23 protein-coding genes and 1 pseudogene are annotated in these 17603 nt (G+C 58.9%); 13 read left to right on the top strand and 11 right to left on the bottom strand.

Features of this window, described 5'->3' with window-relative positions:
* Positions 1-21 precede the first annotated feature (21 nt).
* Together DKY63_RS07820 and DKY63_RS07815 are read left to right on the top strand one after the other, a co-directional pair.
* Positions 22-549, top strand: a complete 528-nt coding sequence (locus DKY63_RS07820) for a hypothetical protein (protein ID WP_110963581.1) — start codon at positions 22-24, stop codon at positions 547-549.
* Positions 550-608: 59 nt separating this feature from the next.
* The gene (locus tag DKY63_RS07815; protein WP_110963580.1) at positions 609-1103 is read left to right on the top strand and encodes a hypothetical protein; all 495 of its coding nucleotides are present in this window, start codon (positions 609-611) and stop codon (positions 1101-1103) included.
* Between the two features lie 49 nt (positions 1104-1152).
* Here the strand turns inward: DKY63_RS07815 and DKY63_RS07810 are convergent, their stop codons facing one another.
* Complete coding sequence (locus tag DKY63_RS07810) at positions 1153-1368, bottom strand: CoA transferase (protein ID WP_239499385.1); 216 nt, start codon at positions 1366-1368, stop codon at positions 1153-1155.
* The gene (locus tag DKY63_RS07805; RefSeq protein WP_239499401.1) at positions 1362-1451 is read right to left on the bottom strand and encodes a CoA transferase; all 90 of its coding nucleotides are present in this window, start codon (positions 1449-1451) and stop codon (positions 1362-1364) included. Before DKY63_RS07805 ends, DKY63_RS07810 begins: the two co-directional genes overlap by 7 nt.
* Positions 1452-1506: 55 nt before the next feature.
* Here DKY63_RS07805 and DKY63_RS07800 point away from each other — a divergent pair.
* Positions 1507-1677, top strand: a pseudogene (locus DKY63_RS07800) (OprD family outer membrane porin); the annotation flags it as partial.
* Between the two features lie 75 nt (positions 1678-1752).
* Here the strand turns inward: DKY63_RS07800 and DKY63_RS33040 are convergent.
* From DKY63_RS33040 to DKY63_RS07775, 4 genes are all read right to left on the bottom strand, one after another.
* Complete coding sequence (locus tag DKY63_RS33040; protein WP_110963579.1) at positions 1753-2553, bottom strand: RHS repeat-associated core domain-containing protein; 801 nt, start codon at positions 2551-2553, stop codon at positions 1753-1755.
* A 312-nt stretch (positions 2554-2865) separates the two neighbouring features.
* Positions 2866-4194 (bottom strand): MFS transporter, encoded by a 1329-nt coding sequence (locus DKY63_RS07785; RefSeq protein WP_110963577.1) that lies wholly within the window; start codon positions 4192-4194, stop codon positions 2866-2868.
* 57 nt (positions 4195-4251) lie between these two features.
* The gene (locus DKY63_RS07780) at positions 4252-5190 is read right to left on the bottom strand and encodes a LysR family transcriptional regulator (RefSeq protein WP_110963576.1); all 939 of its coding nucleotides are present in this window, start codon (positions 5188-5190) and stop codon (positions 4252-4254) included.
* A gap of 40 nt (positions 5191-5230) precedes the next feature.
* On the bottom strand, positions 5231-6649 hold the full coding sequence (locus DKY63_RS07775; RefSeq protein ID WP_110963575.1) for an FAD-binding oxidoreductase: 1419 nt from the start codon (positions 6647-6649) through the stop codon (positions 5231-5233).
* 333 nt (positions 6650-6982) lie between these two features.
* Here DKY63_RS07775 and DKY63_RS07770 point away from each other — a divergent pair, with 333 nt between their 5' ends.
* Together DKY63_RS07770 and DKY63_RS07765 are read left to right on the top strand one after the other, a co-directional pair.
* A complete protein-coding gene (locus DKY63_RS07770; RefSeq protein WP_110963574.1) occupies positions 6983-7780 on the top strand; it encodes an SDR family NAD(P)-dependent oxidoreductase in 798 nt (265 codons plus the stop codon).
* Positions 7781-7808: 28 nt separating this feature from the next.
* Complete coding sequence (locus DKY63_RS07765; RefSeq protein ID WP_110963573.1) at positions 7809-8219, top strand: SRPBCC family protein; 411 nt, start codon at positions 7809-7811, stop codon at positions 8217-8219.
* A 127-nt stretch (positions 8220-8346) separates the two neighbouring features.
* Here DKY63_RS07765 and DKY63_RS07760 read toward each other — a convergent pair whose 3' ends face one another.
* Both DKY63_RS07760 and DKY63_RS07755 read right to left on the bottom strand, forming a co-directional pair.
* Positions 8347-9741, bottom strand: coding sequence for a sensor histidine kinase (locus DKY63_RS07760; RefSeq protein WP_110963572.1), 1395 nt, complete (start codon positions 9739-9741; stop codon positions 8347-8349).
* A complete protein-coding gene (locus DKY63_RS07755; protein WP_110963571.1) occupies positions 9719-10402 on the bottom strand; it encodes a response regulator transcription factor in 684 nt (227 codons plus the stop codon). The genes DKY63_RS07760 and DKY63_RS07755 overlap by 23 nt, the downstream gene beginning before the upstream one ends.
* A 175-nt stretch (positions 10403-10577) precedes the next feature.
* Between DKY63_RS07755 and DKY63_RS32635 the strand changes: the two genes are divergently transcribed.
* Together DKY63_RS32635 and DKY63_RS07745 are read left to right on the top strand one after the other, a co-directional pair.
* Positions 10578-10886, top strand: coding sequence for a hypothetical protein (locus DKY63_RS32635; protein WP_110967876.1), 309 nt, complete (start codon positions 10578-10580; stop codon positions 10884-10886).
* Positions 10887-11073: 187 nt separating this feature from the next.
* Positions 11074-12006 (top strand): hypothetical protein, encoded by a 933-nt coding sequence (locus DKY63_RS07745; RefSeq protein WP_110963570.1) that lies wholly within the window; start codon positions 11074-11076, stop codon positions 12004-12006.
* A 187-nt stretch (positions 12007-12193) separates the two neighbouring features.
* Here the strand turns inward: DKY63_RS07745 and DKY63_RS07740 are convergent, their stop codons facing one another.
* Complete coding sequence (locus tag DKY63_RS07740) at positions 12194-12805, bottom strand: glutathione S-transferase (RefSeq protein WP_110963569.1); 612 nt, start codon at positions 12803-12805, stop codon at positions 12194-12196.
* Positions 12806-13168: 363 nt separating this feature from the next.
* Between DKY63_RS07740 and DKY63_RS07735 the strand changes: the two genes are divergently transcribed.
* The 3 genes from DKY63_RS07735 (at position 13169) to DKY63_RS07725 (ending at position 15848) form a co-directional block, all read left to right on the top strand.
* Positions 13169-13573 carry a TraR/DksA family transcriptional regulator gene (locus DKY63_RS07735; protein WP_007935965.1) on the top strand — a complete coding sequence of 135 codons (405 nt, stop codon included), beginning with the start codon at positions 13169-13171 and terminating at the stop codon, positions 13571-13573.
* Between the two features lie 248 nt (positions 13574-13821).
* Positions 13822-15429: a methyl-accepting chemotaxis protein gene (locus DKY63_RS07730; RefSeq protein ID WP_110963568.1), complete on the top strand. Its 1608-nt coding sequence runs from the start codon at positions 13822-13824 to the stop codon at positions 15427-15429.
* Positions 15430-15644: 215 nt separating this feature from the next.
* Complete coding sequence (locus DKY63_RS07725) at positions 15645-15848, top strand: hypothetical protein (protein WP_110963567.1); 204 nt, start codon at positions 15645-15647, stop codon at positions 15846-15848.
* A gap of 7 nt (positions 15849-15855) precedes the next feature.
* Here DKY63_RS07725 and DKY63_RS07720 read toward each other — a convergent pair whose 3' ends face one another.
* Positions 15856-16095: a DUF2789 domain-containing protein gene (locus tag DKY63_RS07720; protein ID WP_110963566.1), complete on the bottom strand. Its 240-nt coding sequence runs from the start codon at positions 16093-16095 to the stop codon at positions 15856-15858.
* 150 nt (positions 16096-16245) lie between these two features.
* Positions 16246-16482 (bottom strand): hypothetical protein, encoded by a 237-nt coding sequence (locus tag DKY63_RS07715; RefSeq protein ID WP_110963565.1) that lies wholly within the window; start codon positions 16480-16482, stop codon positions 16246-16248.
* Between the two features lie 239 nt (positions 16483-16721).
* On the opposite strand from DKY63_RS07715, the gene DKY63_RS32870 reads away from it, so the two are divergent.
* The 3 genes from DKY63_RS32870 to DKY63_RS07705 are packed head-to-tail and all read left to right on the top strand — an operon-like array spanning position 16722 to position 17520.
* The gene (locus DKY63_RS32870; protein WP_275428110.1) at positions 16722-16856 is read left to right on the top strand and encodes a hypothetical protein; all 135 of its coding nucleotides are present in this window, start codon (positions 16722-16724) and stop codon (positions 16854-16856) included.
* An 11-nt stretch (positions 16857-16867) separates the two neighbouring features.
* Entirely contained in the window at positions 16868-17317 is a 450-nt protein-coding gene (locus DKY63_RS07710) for a hypothetical protein (protein WP_204354311.1), read from the top strand.
* Positions 17317-17520 (top strand): hypothetical protein, encoded by a 204-nt coding sequence (locus DKY63_RS07705; RefSeq protein ID WP_110963563.1) that lies wholly within the window; start codon positions 17317-17319, stop codon positions 17518-17520. The genes DKY63_RS07710 and DKY63_RS07705 overlap by 1 nt, the downstream gene beginning before the upstream one ends.
* Positions 17521-17603 lie beyond the last annotated feature (83 nt).

Below are 17603 nucleotides of genomic sequence, written 5' to 3'. Positions count from 1 at the left end.
TAATCACAAATGGATTTGGCAATGAAGAATTTACTGAGTTTGGTCTCTATCTGGTCGGTGCTGATCGCACTGTCTGTTACATCCAATGCTGTTGCTGAAAATGAATACGAGTCAATCGATGTATCGCCTGATCTGGATACTACTTCCATCCACATCTACATGAATAATAAAACCGGCGACACAATGAAGCTTTCCAGGCCTTCGGAAAAACAGGCCAATGGTACCGTGCCCATCGATGCCTTCGATGTACCCCCAAAAGGCAAGATGGACTATGTAATGGACTTCCCCCGGCAGTTCAATTCCATCGCCTTCGCCAAGCCGGCCGAAGTGAAGCAGTCATTTGCATTCACCTCGGGACGCAAGGAATGCAGGTTTGAGGTGAATATAAAAGTCACCCTTTCAAAACAGGGAGATATCCCAAAAACGACTCCGCAATGGAGTGGCATGGTGGAGTCAATCGGAGCTGTACCGGCTGACTGTTCCGCAGAAATCCTGCAGGTGATCGAAGACTTTCCCCACAGCTACAGTATCGAATTCAGCATGGAATGAATGGCCCGTCTTATTGTGGGCGTGGGCAGGAATTTAAACTACAAGGACGTATTTCAATAATGAATATCATCAAGATAGTAGTGCTGGCTTTTATGGTTTCGCTTTCATCGATTGCCCAGAGTGTCGCCAATCCTGAGGTGAAAGTTCATGTGGTAAACGATACATTCGGCACGTTGAAGATGAAAAGAATCTCCGGGCTCGAGCGGGTCAATGATAATCCTCTCGTTCTTTATAATGTGGGGCCCGGTACGAGTGTCGATCTCAAATTCAATTATGAGCGGAAGTTTATTTATGATGAGTCTCAGCTTCACAGGAATAAAGTCGCACCGATTCGACTGGTTCTGGAATATGAGGTGCATGGCTATAAGTGCACTTTGGAAACATCTATGAGCGCAAGGGTTGAATTTGGCGTGATTCGGCCCAGTTATGAGCCGACCTGGCCGACTCGCGTCATTGAGTCGGGTGATAACAAATACAAGTGCAATGCCAAGGTAACGAAATCAATGGGCAAGCCACCTTTCAGCTACACCGTTGAGTGGACCATCCAGAAGTAAGTCTTCCTATAGAGGAGCGGCTTTCACGCTCCTCGCCTCGGGTTCTCGCTCAGAAGGCTGTCTTCTTCGGGTATCGGAGCGCATTCGAAATCAGCAGGTTCTCGATTTCCCCTTCGGAAAACTCAAAGTCCCGCAACACCGAACGAGAGTGCTCGCCGTTTTCCGGCGCTGCTCGATAGGGTGTCTGCGCCGCCTCCCGGCTATTGATCGGAAACCCCGGCACCCGAACCACGCCATGCTGCGGATGGTGCAGGTCGATCAGCATGCGTCCTCGCCGATCCAGGCAGGTCCCAGAGTGCGGCCCTGCTCGCCCTCGTGGGGTTCCACCTTGATCACCCTGGCGCCCATGTCGGCCATCAGCATGGTCGCGGTGGGGCCGGCGGCGATCTGGGTGAAGTCGAGGGCGACGGAGGGCAAGGAGTGGGAACGGGATTCGGAGTTGGGTTACGTGATCCAGAGCGGACCGTTGAAAAACCTTGGGGTGAAGTGGAAAAACGCCAGCGCGCGGAGCAATTTTTCCAGTGATGTTGATGAGAATCGGTTGATCGTGAGCTATTCGTTGGCGCTGTGGTAATTCCTTAAAATTTGGCCCCGACACCTGAGCAAGCTTTGCTCCTACAGTGAGAATGACCAGTTCGACAGATATTCGTCAGGCTCTGTTTCCCCGCAAAACACCACCTTCCATTCGTTGGTCGATGGTCCTGCGAATTTCAAACACTTGTGTTCTTTGTGCAGCCAGTTGATTCCCCCTTGGGAAATTTGTGATCCCAATTCCTTCCAAGTTGCCATAGTGAGTTAACTCAGCCAATCGACCAGGATCTGTAATCGGTGTTGGAAGGACGACTGCGGTGCGCGGGGGCTGGACAGTGTTATGCACCACTTCCCTCATTGCAGGTGACGTTTGCGCAGGCGCGTTTGGCGAGCGGGGAACTACATTCGGAAGTATGGTGCTGTGCGATGCTGAGGGCGGAGCTTGCACGGGCTCAACTCTGGCTACGGAGCGGGGAGATCTCGAAGGCGCTTCGCCCAGCCACATCGTTCCATTCGTCCTTGTCTGAGGAATCGAGCGGTGCTGGGAGATGATTCGTTTAAGGTTGGTCCGCACAAGAGCCCATCCAGCAGCGTGCCCAGTCGGATCGTTCAGGTTAACTGGATCACCCTCGCAGTACGCATACGCATTAAACCTCCCCTCGCCAAACGGACTTAAACTGTCCGGGCTGTTAAACCGCATCAACACCGGATTAAACGCCCGATACCCATTCCCCAACAAATAATGCCCGGTCATCAAGTCTACAAGTTCGCCATTGAACCCCAGCAAGCAGAGCAGCCATGACGCAGCGGGGCGATGCCCGTAGGGCGAATAGGCAATGGTTTGTGGTGGATGGTTTGCTTTGAGCGTGTTCAGCACTGAGCACTGCTGATCAGTTGCCAATAGTGTGGTTGACACCATTGCTGCGCTCCTGGCTTTCAAGGGCTTGGCGCTTGAGTATCTTTGGTAAGGCAGGGATTGGGTACCAGCAGATCTGATAGTTTTGCGGTGTCCTGGATGCCCACCGATCCCCTGTAGGAGCGAGCATGCTCGCGAAAAACCTGAGGGTGACGCGGGTTGTCTGGTTCATCGCGTTATCGTTCACGACCATCGCGAGCCGGCTCGCTCCTACAATGGGGTACCGATCATGTGAGCTGTCGAGTGCAACGAGGCTGCTATCTTTTGATTTAGTTTTTAAAGGCAAGATCAAAAGATCGCAGCCTGCGGCAGCTCCTACCTGAGAAGCGGATCCGGTGTCGCCGCCGATGGAACCTGACCCGCCCGCGACACGCTCAACCCAAGCAATCCACCGACCACCAACGCCCCGGCCATGAAGTACATGGCCACCTGGGTGCTGCCGGTCACTTGCGTCAACCAGCCCACCACGATGGTGCTGAAGAACCCCGCGACGTTGCCCAGTGAATTGATCAGGGCAATCCCCGCCGCAGCCGCCGCGCCGCCGACCACGGCGGTGGGCATGCCCCAGAACACCGGCAGGCTGCTGATCATCGCGGCGGTGCCGACGGTCAGGCCGAGCATGGCCAGCAGCAGGTTGTTGCCGAACAGGGTGCCGAAGATCACTCCGGCCGCGCCGATGCAGGCGCAGATCGCCAGGTGCCAGCGGTATTCGCGATGGCGGTCGGAGCTGCGACCGACCAACACCATGCTGATCGCCGCGACCGAGTAGGGGATGGCCGTCAGCACGCCGATGGCCCACGGCTCGGCGACACCGCTGTTGCGGATGATGGTGGGCATCCAGAAGCTGATCACGTATTGCCCCAGCACCAGGCAGAAATACACCCCACCGAGCAGCCAGATCTTCGGGTTCAGCAAACCATCGCGCAGCGAGTGTTGCGCTTTGCCCAAGGCTTCACGATCCAACGCGGCCTGCATGCCGCGTTTCTCTTCGGGGCTGAGCCATTGCGCATCGGCGATCCTGTCGCGCAGCAGGAAAAACACCGCCGCCCCCAGGAACACCGCCGGCAAGCCTTCGATCACAAACAACCACTGCCAGCCCGCGTAACCGGCCACGCCATGGAGGTTCTGCATGATCCACCCGGAGATCAGCGAGCCAAGCATGCTGGAGATCGGCAGGGCGGCGATGAACAGGGAAATCATCACCCCGCGTCGATGGGCGGGAAACCAGGTGGTGAGGTAGAAGATGATCCCCGGAAAGAATCCCGCTTCGGCGATGCCGATCAGAAATCGCAGCACGTAGAAGCTCATCGGCGTCTGGATGAACATCATCGCCGCCGACAGCAGGCCCCAGGTCATCATGATGCGGGCGATCCAGCGCCTGGCGCCGAAGCGGTGCAGGGCGATGTTGCTGGGAATCTCGAACATCAGGTAACCGACGAAGAATACCCCGGCGCCGAGGCCGTAGACGGCGTCGCTGAATTTCAGGTCGTCGAGCATCTGCAATTTGGCGAAGCCGACGTTGACGCGGTCCAGGTAGGCGACCAGGTAGCAGACGATCAGCAGCGGAATCACCCGCCAGGCGGTTTTGCGGTAGGCCGAGTGCAGGGCTGCATCCGCAAGGTCATCGGGGTTTGTTGTGTTCATCGCAAGCCTCTTTTTTGTTGTTGTAGGGGCGATCATGAAAGGGTCGGGTTATACGACTCAGAGCGCCCGGCCGCCCGGCCATTCACCGCGCTCGCACAAGCCGTGCACCACTTCGCGGATCAGCTCGCTGATCAGGTTTTTCAGGTGGCTGGCGGGCATCGTGGTGCAACTGCAAATCCCCAGGGTTCGTGTCAGGCCGTCTGCGGCGATGCGATGGGCCACCAGGCGACCGTCCTCGATTTCGCGCACCGCCAGGTTCAACGGCATGATGGTGTGCCCGATACCGGCCTCGACCGCACTCTTGAGGATGTGCACCGAGTTGACCTCCATCGCGATCTCGGCCAGGGGCAGGCCGTGCAGCTTCACCGCTTGTTCGACCAGGGTCCGGGTGCTGTGGCCGTGGGCCTGGCTGGGGAACACCAGGGGTTGCGCCAGCGCCTGTTGCAGTGACACTTCCCCCGGTGGCGGCGCATCGGGGTCGTTGGCCGTGTGGATCAGGTAGAAATCCTCTTCGACCAACGGGCTGAACAGCACCTGGCTCGGCAGGCCCTCGGAGGTGAACAGCGCGAGATCGACGCGGCCATGGACCAGTTGATCCATGACGTTGCCGGTCAGCTCTTCGTTGAAGTTGAACGCCACCTGCGGATAACGCGCCTTGACCGTGCGCATCAGCGGCATGGCAATGATGGTCGCCACGCTTTGCGGCAAGGCGACGACAATCGAACCACTGACCGCGTCCGGGCTGCTGTTCACTGCCGCACGGGCATCGCTGAGGTGCTTGAGCATGCCTTGGGCATACTCGTAGAACACCTTGCCGGCCTCGCTGGCGATCACACCGTTGTGATTGCGATAGAGCAACTGCGCGCCCAGTTCGGCTTCCAGTGCCGACATCTGTTTGCTCAGCGCCGATTGCGCCACGTGCACCTGGCGCGCCGCTTGCGACAGGCTGCCGCAATCGATGATCGCGACGAAATATTTGATCTGACGGATTTCCATATGTCCTCCCTGGGTCAGCCGGCCGACATGCTAACGCGCCTCAGCGCTGCGCACGGCCACGGGGGAAGATCTTGCCGGGGTTCATCAGCTGTTTCGGGTCCAGCGCGGCCTTGATCGCGGCCATCGTGTCGACGGCGTTGGCGCCGTGTTCAAGGGCCATGAAGTGCTGCTTGGTCAGGCCGACACCGTGCTCGCCGGTGCAGCTGCCGTCCATCGAGATTGCCCGCTCTGCCAGGCTATGGGCCACGGCTTCGGCACGCTCGACTTCGCCCGGGTCATTGGGATCGACCAGGATCAGCGCATGGAAATTGCCGTCGCCGACATGGCCGAAGATCGGTGCCAGCAAACCGTTTTCCGCCAGATCCGCCGCGGTGGCTTCGATGCATTCGGCCAAACGCGAGATCGGCACCACGGCATCGGTAGTCAGCGAGCGGCAACCCGGGCGCAGGGCGAGGGCGGCGAAATAGGCTTCGTGGCGCGCCTGCCACAGTCGGCTGCGATCCTCCGGGTGCACCGCCCATTCAAAATCCTGGCCTTCGTGCTCGTCGGCGACCATGCGCACGGTTTCGACCTGTTCCTTGACCCCGGCTTCGGAGCCATGCAATTCGAAGAACAGCGACGGCGCTTCTGGCAGTTGTGTTTTGCTGTAGGCGTTGAGGGCGCGCACGGTCAGGGCGTCGATCAGTTCGATGCGGGCAATCGGCACACCCAACTGGATGGTCTGGATCACCGTGCGAACCGCGTGATCGACGCTGGGGAAACGGCACACCGCCGCCGAAATCGCTTCGGGAATCGGATGAAGTTTGACGGTCAGTTCGGCGATGGTCGCCAGGGTGCCGCCGGAGCCCACCAGCAGATGCGTCAGGTCGTAGCCAGCGGAGGATTTGCGCGCCCGGCCACCGGTGTTGATCACCCGACCATCGGCCAGCACGGCGGTCATGCCCAGTACGTTCTCGCGCATGGTGCCGTAGCGCACGGCGTTGGTACCCGAGGCGCGGGTCGCGGCCATGCCACCCAGCGATGCGTCCGCGCCGGGATCGATCGGGAAGAACAGGCCGGTACCGTGCAGGGCGGCGTTCAGCTGTTTGCGCGTCACGCCCGGCTGTACCGTGGCGTCCATGTCGTCGACGCGAATCTCGAGAATCTTGTCCATGCCCGACACATCGATACTGACGCCGCCGTGGGACGCCTGCAGCCAGCCCTCCAGCGAGGTGCCGCTGGCGTAGACGATCATCGGCACGTCGTGGCGGTGGCAGGCGCTGCTGATGGCGACGATGTCTTCCAGGCTGTTGGCGAAGGCCACGGCATCCGGCGGCAGCGGATCGAGGGCGGAGATGTCAGTGCCATGGTGCTCGCGCACACTGGCGGAGGTGGAGAAACGATCGCCGAGCAGTTGGCTCAATTCGTCGCGCAACGCATCGGGCAGGGGCGGGTGTTCACAGGCAACGGCAATGTTCATCGAGCAATCTCCGGTTTTTTTGTGCGCCACGGGCAACGCTGTGGCTTGTGTCGGGAGGAGTCGCTCATCTTAGTCAGCGTTGGGTCAACACTCGTAGTGCTGAATTCAGATGGAGTCATCTCTTTTCGAGATGGGGTGCTAAAAGCAAAAGATCGCATCCTTCGGCGAGCTCCTACACTGAATGGCTCGGTTGATCCTGGGCGTTCAGACCTCGTAGGGCTTAACTCCTGCTTATTATGTCTTGGACGGTCGGATCGTCGAGCCCTAGGATTCGCTCAACGGTCACTCCTGACCCCCTATCTCGGCACCACAGCAGAACTTGGGAGCTTGAATATGAAAATCGATCTGACTGGAAAACTGGCCATCGTCACCGGCAGTACCGACGGCATTGGTCTGGGCATCAGCAAGGCGTTGGCCGAATCCGGCGCCACGGTGGTGGTGATCGGCCGTGACACGGCCAAGGTCGAGCACGCGCTGGCGAGCATTCGCCAGAGCGTGCCGGGTGCGCAATTGCGCGGTTTGACCGCTGACCTGGGCACTGCCGCAGGCGCGGAAAAACTGTTCGCCGCCGAGCCTCGGGCCGACATTCTGGTGAACAACCTGGGGATCTACGCCGCGGTTGATTTCTTTGACACCCCCGACAGCGAGTGGACGCGGTTCTATGAGATCAACGTGATCTCCGGTGTGCGCCTGTCCCGGCATTACGTACCGGACATGGTCAAGCAGGGCTGGGGCCGGGTGATTTTCCTGTCCTCGGAATCCGGGATCGCGATCCCGGCCGACATGCTCAACTATGGCGTGACCAAAAGCGCCAACCTGGCGGTATCCCATGGACTGGCCAAGCGCCTGGCGGGTACCGGGGTGACGGTCAACGCGATCCTGCCGGGGCCGACCCTCACTGGCGGTGTGGAGGAAATGCTCAAGGATGCCGTCGCCGCTTCCGGCCGCAGCGTTCGCGAAGAGGCCGATGCCTTTGTGCGCAATGCGCGTCCGAGTTCGATCATCCAGCGCGTGGCGGATGTCGAGGAAGTGGCCAACCTGGTCGCCTACATCGCTTCACCGCTGTCCTCGGCCACTACCGGCGCCGCCCTGCGAGTCGACGGCGGTGTCGTCGACAGCCTGGCAATCTGAATTTCATTGATCTGGAGAGTATTGATTCATGGCAACGACCTCAGCATTCATCGACATCCCGGCTTCGGCCGATCAGGTCTGGCAATTGATCGGCGGCTTCGACTCGCTGCCCGACTGGCTGCCCTTCATCCCCAAGAGTGAACTGAGCGAAGGCGGGCGGGTACGCAGCCTGCAAACGGCCGACGGCGGGGTGGTGATCGAACGTCTGCAAAAGTTCGACAACGATGCAAAGACCTATAGCTACTCGATCTTGCAGGCGCCGTTTCCGGCCACGGCCTATCTGGCGACGATCAAGGTCGAAGCCCAGGGGCAGGGGGCCCGGGTCACCTGGTCCGGGCAGTTTGAGCCGGTGGGTGTGAGTGACGAGGAAGTGGTGGCGTTGTTCACCGGGATTTATCAGGGTGGGCTGGAGGCGTTGCGGGCTAACTATCCGGTCTGACAGACACCATAAACAACTGTAGGAGCGAGCCTGCTCGCGATAGCGGAGTGTCAGTCAACGTTGATAGTGACTGACCTTATGCCATCGCGAGCAGGCTCGCTCCTACAGTGTTGTTTGTCAGATCGGGTCAGGTCTGCGGGATCAGGCTTTCCTTGCAATCGAGCACCAACTGAGCGCCACCCAGTTCGCTGCTGCCCACCTCGAGCTTGAATCCATGCAGGCTGACGATCGCCGCGACGATCGACAGACCGAGCCCGAAACCGCTTTTGAGGTTGCCCGCTTCCGCGCGATAGAAACGCTGGAACACCGCCACGCGTTCCGCCTCGGGAATGCCGGGGCCGGAGTCGAGGACTTCGATGCGGGTATGACCGTTGTCGTTGATCCCGCGCAGGATCACCTGGCCGCCGGGCGGGGTGAACTTGATCGAATTGCTCAACAGATTCGCCACCGCTTCGAACAACAGTGCACGGTCGCCATTGAGCGATGGCAGCGTGGCTGGCAATTGCAGTTCGAACGTCAGGCCGTCGTCCTCCGCCAGTGGCAGGTAAAACTCATGCAGCTCCTGCAGCAGCGACACTGGGTCGAGTTGCACGAACCCGGAACGGCGCTGGCGGTCTTCCAGTTCGGAAATGCGCAGCAGCCCGCGAAACCGCGCCATCAGGGTGTCGGCCTCGGCGAGGACAAGGTCCAGCTGCGCGGCTTCCGTCGAACCTTCGCCGGCCTGTTGCTGCATGCGATACAACTGTGCGCGCAAGCGGGTCAGCGGGGTGCGCAGGTCATGGGCGATGTTGTCGCACACGCCCTTGACCTCGTGCATCAGGCGTTCGATGCGTTCGAGCATGGCGTTGACGATGGCGGCGAGCATGTCCAGTTCATCGCGGCGGTTGGACAGCGGCAGGCGCCGGGTCAGGTCGCCGGCGACGATGGCTTCGGCGCTGGCCTGGATCCCGCGAATGCGCCGCAGTGGCCGGCGCCGCAACAGGTGCCAGCCGACGATGCCCGGGATGATGGTCAGGGTCATGCCCCAGAACAACGCGTGGAGGATGATCCGGGTCACGGCAAACAACGAACCGTTATCCCGCACCAGTATCAGCCAACGGCCGTCCCGGGTCGGGGTGGCGACGGCATCACAGCTGTCGGCGGGCAGGGTCGGGTCGTCGTAGCCGGCGCAGTCGCTGAGCATGTGGATCTTGCCGTCCAGCGGCAGGCCTTGGGGAATATGGCGCAGCGCGCCGTTGAGGTAACGGTGCTGGGCATCGAACAGGCCATAGGCGTCGATGCCGCGAATGTCGAAGGTCATGCTGACGGCGAGGGCATCCACCAGTTGTTCGCCCTGAAAACGAGAGAACAGGTGCTGACGTTGCATCAGCGAATGTTTGGCCAGGTTGTCCAGGTAGGACGATACCTCGTAGTACATGACCCCCATGAGAATCCCGCTCCAGGCGACGAACAACGCACTGTAGAGCGCCAGCAGGCGACTGCTGGAAGAGCGCCAGCCTTTAGACGGGTTCGGCAATGACATAACCCGAGCCTCGCACGGTTCGAATCAATGGGGCATTGCCAGGTGGGTCGATTTTCTTGCGCAGGCGGCCGATGTGTACGTCGATCAGGTTGGTGCCTGGGTCGAAGTGATAACCCCAGACCTCTTCGAAAATCATCATCCGCGAAAGGATCTGCCCGGTGTTGCGCATCAGGAATTCCAGCAGTTTGTATTCGGTGGGCAGCAGCGTGAGCATCTGGCCGTCGCGGCGGGCCTCATGGCTGATCAGGTTCAGCTCCAGATCGGCGACGCGCAGGGTGGTGGCCTGGGCGCTGCCGGTGTTCTGCCGACGCAGCAGGACTTCGACCCGGGCGGCCATTTCATCGGTGGCAAAGGGTTTGGTCAGGTAGTCGTCGCCGCCGGCACGCAGGCCGCGCACGCGCTCATCGACATCGGAAAGGGCGCTGATCATCAGGATCGGCGTCGCCACGCCCATGCTGCGCAGCTTGGTGACGATGGCCAGGCCATCGAGTTCCGGCAGCATGCGGTCGAGGGTGATCAGGTCGTAATTGCCGCTGACGGCTCGCTCCAGGCCTTCGCGCCCGTTGTCGACCCAGTCGACGTCGAGGCCGTGATTGCTCAATTCGGCGACTATTTCCCGGGCGGTCACGGCGTCGTCTTCGATGGTCAAGATACGGGTCATGGGGCTGGCCTGATAATCGGTTCAATACGGAGTGAGGGGTATTTTGCCAAGAATTGTTCGCCGCTTAATAAATTAACTTTCATGTTGTTTCAGTGCTTGCCGGGAACATTGATATCATTGAGCCATTAATTCAACCGGAACCTGTATCGTGCGCACTTTGACCCGCCGTGGCTGGATGCCAATTGTTCTGTTTTTGCTGTGTGTTGCCAGCGCTTCGAGCTGGGCGGCCAATACACCCTGTTCAGGTAAAAAAGGCGGGATCGATCGCTGCGACGGTGACTTGTTTTTGTGTAACGACGGTTCGATCAGTGGTTCGAAGAAAAGTTGCTCGGCGATGTTCGGCAACAAAAGCCAGGTTCGCCCCCAATCCTTTGTTCAGGATACCGATGGATGTGCCTGCGGCACTGGTTCGTTTTGTACGGGCCCACGAGGCGGTGTGTATTGCCTGACGCCTAGCGGTAATAAAAGCTACAGGCGTAAATAGCTCTTTCTGTAGTGCATAAAACCCGTCGAGCTTGCCCCTTCGTTGCATATTGCATGGGCACGGGAAGTTCAAACTTTATAACTGGCTGACATACAAGGATTTATTCAAAAGACGCGACTGGCACGGTGACTGCAACGGCTGACCCGAGAGTTGTAACACCATATTTATTGCCTGGAGCGACATCACGATGAATACATCCAATGACGGTCTTTATGCCGCGACCCTGGAGGAATCGACCACGGTCTCTGGCGTGTCGTGGGGAGCGATTTTCGCCGGGGCCGCAGCGGCGGCGGCATTGTCGCTGATACTGGTGCTGCTGGGGTTCGGTCTTGGATTCTCCGCTGTCTCGCCTTGGGCCAATGAAGGTGTGAGCGCCAAGGGGCTGGGGATCACGACGATCGTCTGGCTGGCCTTTACGCAAATCGTGGCCTCCGGGCTTGGTGGTTATATCGCCGGTCGATTGCGAGTGAAATGGACTTATATGCATGGCGACGAAGTTTATTTTCGTGATACCGCCCACGGCTTTCTCGCCTGGTGCGTCGCGACGCTGGTGACGGCCACGCTGGTGGCCGGTTCGGTCAGCAGTCTGGTCAGTGGCGGCGTGCAGGCCGGAGCGCAGGTCGCTGGTGGTGCCGCCAGTGCCATGACCCAGGTGGCGGGAACCGCAGCTGCCAATACTGACAGTGATCAATACGGTTACTACATCGACAGCCTGTTCCGCGATGATCGTCCGGGGGCCGCCAGCGACGACGCTGCCCGGGGCACCGTGACGCGCATTTTCGTGCGCTCTATCGCCGACGGCCAGTTGGCTGCCGTGGACCGGACTTACCTTGCACAACTGGTTGCACAACGGACCAACCTGACCCAGGCCGATGCCGAGCGTCGCGTGGATGAAGTCTATGCCCGCACGCAAAAGGCCGTGGCCGACGCCAAACAGGCTGCAAAGGAAGCCGCCGACGCTGCCGCCAAAGTCGCTGCCTGGACCACCTTGTGGATGTTCGTTGCCCTGCTGGCCGGCGCGTTCTTCGCCAGCCTTGCCGCGACTTTTGGCGGTCGCCGCCGGGATGCCGTGGTGTATGTGGAAACCGACAGCTACGTCACCACCACACCTGTTCGTTAACCCAGGAGAACTATCATGCGCTCATTACTGCTGTTCTTTCTCGGCGTACCGATTCCGGTCATCATCCTGATCGCTTTGTTCATGCATTGATTGCCTAGAGGCACAAAGATCGCAGCCTGCGGCATCTCCTACAGGGTTTTGTGTAGGAGCTGCCGCAGGCTGCAATCTTTTGATTTTGATTTGCCGGTCATTCAATCGGTGTGTTGATGAACACCTCAAGCCCCTCGGCATATTCGGTGTACGTCGCGATGTTCGGAAACTTCCCGGCCGACACCTGATCCGGTACCACCAGATTGGTAAAACTCCAGGCCACGGCCAGGGTGATGCCGGCCTGGTCAATCGGGCCATCGGTGTCCAGCGGCTGCTTTTCCAGTTCCCTTTCCAGCGCGTTATAAGCGGCGGCCAGTTGTCCCTCGACTCGTTCGACCCACGGCGCAAATTGAATGTCCGCCGGGCGCAGGTTGCGCTCGTAATAAAGCTGCACCGATTTTTCGCAGGCGGCCAGGGCCAGGCCGATCAGGCGCAGTGCGCGCAGGCGTTGTCCGATTGCGGCGGGCATCAGGCTGCGATCGCCGCCGGCCAGCGTTTCGAGGTAGTCGATGATCAGTGTGGAGTCCATCAACACATCGCCGTCGTCCAGCACCAGGGTAGGGGCCTTCACTACTGGGTTGATCTGCTGGAATTGCTCGAATGTCCTGAACACCGACACCGAGTGCTGCTCCAGTTCGATGCCCAGGCGTTTTGCGGAGATAGCGACGCGTCGTACAAAAGGCGAATCCAGCATGCCGATCAGCTTCATTTATTCACTCCTTGAGTTAGCCATGACGGGAGCGACAACCTTAGCCGAGCCCGGGCCACCTGCAAACGGCTTCCCGCAGCGTGGCCGTTTGTCTTCTATATGGCTCCGCTGAATGGAATTTCTTGCTATAAACGCACTCCGATATCCGCCTGGATGCCTGTCATAGCGCATTTTCGAGGCCTTGTCGGACAAATTCGCTGTCTTTTCAGTTGCTGAGGCCTCAAGTCGGCCTTAGACTGCCGCCCCTCGTAAATTGAGTGCCGGGTGGCGCTTGGAACAAACCGCGCCTTCGCGATGGCCTGAGCAGGTCCGTCGGAACGCTCCCTAATTCGCCTTAATGCACGTTTTTTTATAGAGATATCAATGACAAAGGACAAGTTGCTGGCCATGCCGGCGGATGACTACATGAATGCCGAGCAACATGCTTTTTTCTCCGAGCTGTTGCAGAACATGAAAGTCGAAACCCATGAGCGCATCGAGCAGAACCGCATCGCCATCGAGAGCCTGGACACTCCGGCCGATCCGGCTGACGCAGCTTCCGTTGAAGAAGAGCGCACCTGGCTGGTGAACGCAATCGATCGCGACCAGCGCATGCTGCCTCAGTTGGAACAAGCGCTGGAACGTATCAAAGAAGACAGCTTTGGCTGGTGCGACGACAGCGGCGAGCCTATCGGCCTCAAGCGCCTGCTGATCAGCCCGACCACCAAATACTGCATCGAAGCTCAAGAACGTCACGAGCAAATCGACAAGCACCAGCGTCAGGCCTGATTCTGCGAGGCAGCCCATGAAAATGGGCTGCCTTCGAAAAGATCGCAGCCTTCGGCAACACCTACAGGTTTTTGTGAACTCCTGTAGGAACTGCCGAAGGCTGCGATCTTTGCTTTTCGACGTCTGTACAAAACCCGCGAACTTCTATTGATCTGCTGCAACGCCCCCGACTAAAGGCTCATGGATAATGGCTTTTTAGTGGCGTTTAATGCGAAGACAACAATTAGAAGATTCTTGGGGTGACGACGATGACGAGAGAAGGTTCTCTGTTGGCGCAAGTGCCTGCCCAGGTACTTTTGCCAAGGAATCGCTGGCTGACACCGACCTTGCAAAGCATTGCCCTGATGCTGTTGCTGTGTGGCATTAGCCTAGGAAACTGGTCGTTGTATGTCGGCCTGCCACTGGCGGTGCTGATTGTCTGGCTGCCGCGCCTGCGTTCGCGCGCTACCCCTCAAAACATCGATGCTGCCGATTCCGGCGACGCCATCGCTGCGTTGACTCGCGATCTTTCCCGCACCACCAGTCATAACGCGCTGTCCGCCGCGGGCGTGGCGTTTTCCGTCCGGCAACTGGCTGACCGCTTGCAATCGCAACTAGGCGCCGCGGCACAAATCGTCAGCAATGCCGAAGTGATGATCGCCACCGAGCAGGCTACTTCGACCCTCAGCCACCAAGCGCTGAGTGCGGCGAGCGAGGCGCATCGAAGTGGCGCGACGGGGCGTGCCGAAGTGGTCGAGTCGATTGCGCGGATGCACCGACTCAGCGAGCGGGCCAACGGCAGCCGTGAGCTGATCGAAGCCTTGAGCCTGCGCAGCGACGATATCCAGCGCGTGACCCTGGTCATCCAGTCCATCGCCAGCCAGACCAACCTGTTGGCCTTGAACGCGGCGATCGAAGCGGCGCGGGCCGGGGAGCACGGCCGGGGCTTTGCGGTGGTGGCCGATGAGGTTCGCGGGCTGGCCGCGCGTACGGCGACCGCAACCGGTGAAGTCGGGGAGATGGTGGCGGACATCCAGCAGCGCACGGCGCAGGTGGTCGAGCAGATCCGCCAGTTGTCCAGCGACCTCGACCTCGGTGTCGAGCAGGTGGAGCACACCGGCCAACACCTGGAAAACATCGCTCGCCTGGCGGCCAGTGTCGAAGGGCAGGTCGGGGAAATCGCCCGGGGCGCCGAGACCAATCGCGAGCAACTGGACAGCCTGTTCCATGCCATCGAGCAAATGCGCGGCGACTTGTCAGTCAGCGATCAACAGACCCGGCGCCTGGCCGATGCGGCGGTGCAGATGGAAGGGCAGGCCGAAAGCATCAGCGAACGGCTGGCGGAGGTTGGGCTGGATGACTATCACCAGCGGATCTACGACCTGGCGCGGGAAGGCGCGGGCCAGATTGCGGCGCGTTTCGAGGCGGACATCGACGCCGGTCGCATCAGCCTCGATGACCTGTTCGACCGCCATTACCAGGCGATTGCCGGCACTCAACCGGTCAAGTACCAGACGCGTTTCGACGGCTACACCGATCAGGTCTTGCCGGCGATCCAGGAACCGTTGCTGCCGCGCCATGAAGGCCTGGTCTTCGCCATTGCCTGCACCCAGCAAGGTTATGTGCCGACCCACAACAAGGTATTCAGCCAGCCGCTGACCGGTGATGTGCAGAGCGATACCGTCCACAACCGCACCAAACGCAAGTTCGCCGACCGCACCGGGATTCGCTGCGGCAGCCATCAACAAGCGGTATTGCTGCAAACCTACACCCGCGACACCGGTGAACTGATGCATGACCTTTCTGTGCCGATCATGCTCAAGGGGCGGCATTGGGGTGGATTGCGGTTGGGATACAAGCCGCAAGGCACCCTGTAGGAGCGAGCCTGCTCGCGATGGTCTTCAACGAAGACGCGGAGTCTCTGATACCCCGCAGCGCTCCCGGTTTCATCGCGAGCAGGCTCGCTCCTACAGATAGCGAACGATTGTTACGACTTTGGAAAGAAAGCTCTACAAACCCGATATTGTTTCCGCACCTCGGAATTCCTTATCATACCTAATAGTTAGGTTGCTAACGGAATTCGGAGGGCAACATGCAAAGCAAAGTCGATGTCGCAGTGATGATTGGCAGCGGTGTACCCGCCAGTTTGCGGGCCTTGGGCCAAAGTGTGTGCTGGGTGGTGCTGTTGAACGGCGAACGCCGGGGGACGGCATTTTCAACCCGTGACGAAGCGGAAGAGTGCAAGGCTGCCTGGATCGCGCAATTGAGTGCCGAGACGCCAGACAGCCTGCATTGAGACAAGATCAGTGAAGCTGGTGCATACGCAGGTTCAGGTCGTCGACCACCCGCGCCCAGTCGGCGTCTTCACGCAGTTGTTCCTTGAGAAAGCCCGCCTGTTGCGGGGTCCAGAACTCCGCATCGATGAGTTTTTTGTTGTCGGGCAGGGGTGAGTGGCTGGCAATGAAATCGTCGATAGCTTTCTGGGTGGAATCCAGGCCGAGCTGGTCGAACAAACCTTTCAAGTCGTGGGTCGGTGATTCCATTTTCATCTCCTGGCAGGGGTGAAACGGGTTTGAAGTGTGAAATTTCAGCTTCTTTACTTCTGAGGAGACTGTGCTTCAGGAGTTTGAAGCCGATATTCAAATGCAGCAGTGAGCATAGACTGCAAATCCGTTCCTTAGACGCAGGTTCCGTCAGCCATGCGACTCCAGCGCGCGGGCGAGGGCGCAGGCTTCGTTATGATCGATGCGGAAACCTCTTACATGCCCGGTGGAAATTTCCTTGATATGAAAGAACGCATTACCGGCCAGTAACACCTGGAACCGGGGCGTTTCGGGGAGATGGGGGGAAAGTTCAAGACGCTGCAACATCGAAGAAGGTGAAATCGGGGAAGCTGCCAATGGTTGGGCAAAGTGTGTCAGTGTGCACATATGAAGTCCTTTTCATTGTTTTTACCGACGTATGTACGTCTGTATGGGTAGTCTCGGCGAGCATGGCTGCTCTAGAATCACCCTCACTGGTGGGGTGAACCTGTTCATCTAAAGCAATTTTCGGCTTGTGATATGTCGGAAAAGTGCTTTTTTTTAAGAGTTTTTTCCCTGAAGTTGATAGTCCGTAGTATTTGGCTGTAAGAAGGGTGTTGCCCTTCAACCTTTAACGAACGACATGGATGAGTACTCTGCTCATTCAGGACATCGACTCAGGTCTATCTGGTTTCACTTTCGGCATTTCCGCCTTTTTCGGCTGTGCGCCTTTTATGCGTGCGGCATCATTTTCAGATGTGGGGATGGTTCCTTGGCAGTAAGTAATCTCGATATGCATGCTTTGTTCGTGCTGGGTGATTTGCGCGCAAAGCTGGTCAAACTGTTTCAGTCACGTTTTGTTTACATCACCGAGCAGAACGCCGAAGGCATTTATGTGGCTGAGCTCGATACCGAGTCGGCGTTGGTGGTAGACGACAAACCAGGACTCAAACTCAAGGTGGGTGACCATTTCAGTGCTTCGGTCCTGCCCAGTCGCGAAGGCGGCAAGCTGGAAATCAGATTCCGTGAAATCAAAATGACCGTCTACGGCCTGGGCGACTATGCCTTCGTGACCACCGCCGACGGCGAAGCCATCGTGTTCAAGGAAGGCCATTGTGCGGTAACGGTGTTCGCCGCCCACCAGCAATTGCAGGAAGGCCTGACCAAGACTCTCAAGGCCGTGACCGCCAAAGCCGCGAAGTGGCGCAAGGGCGAGCTGGTGACGTTCAAGGCCAGCGAGTAATGAACCTGCCCCGCGCTGATTTTCACCAGCAGAACCAGGCCCGCGCCGAAGCCGAAGCGCAGCGGCTGTTCGCGCAGAAAGCCGTTCTGCAGGGCGCCTGGCTCAATTGGGTAGCCTCGCAGCTCTACACCTTGCGTCCGGCGGAATACGCCAGCATGGTCAGGCGAGAGCTGAAGCGTTTGCAGGAAATTTCCGAAAATTGATCCGAACCCCTCGAAAGCAGGAACCTCTACTACAGTCAATTGACTGAAGTTTCAGAGGCTTTGCGGTCTTCTGCCTGGCCATC

Origin of the sequence: Pseudomonas putida, assembly GCF_003228315.1 — a bacterium.
GTDB classification, from domain to species: Bacteria; Pseudomonadota; Gammaproteobacteria; order Pseudomonadales; family Pseudomonadaceae; genus Aquipseudomonas; species Aquipseudomonas putida_S.
Note: the sequence above shows the minus strand (reverse complement) of the source record. Positions and strands in the feature narration are given on the sequence as shown.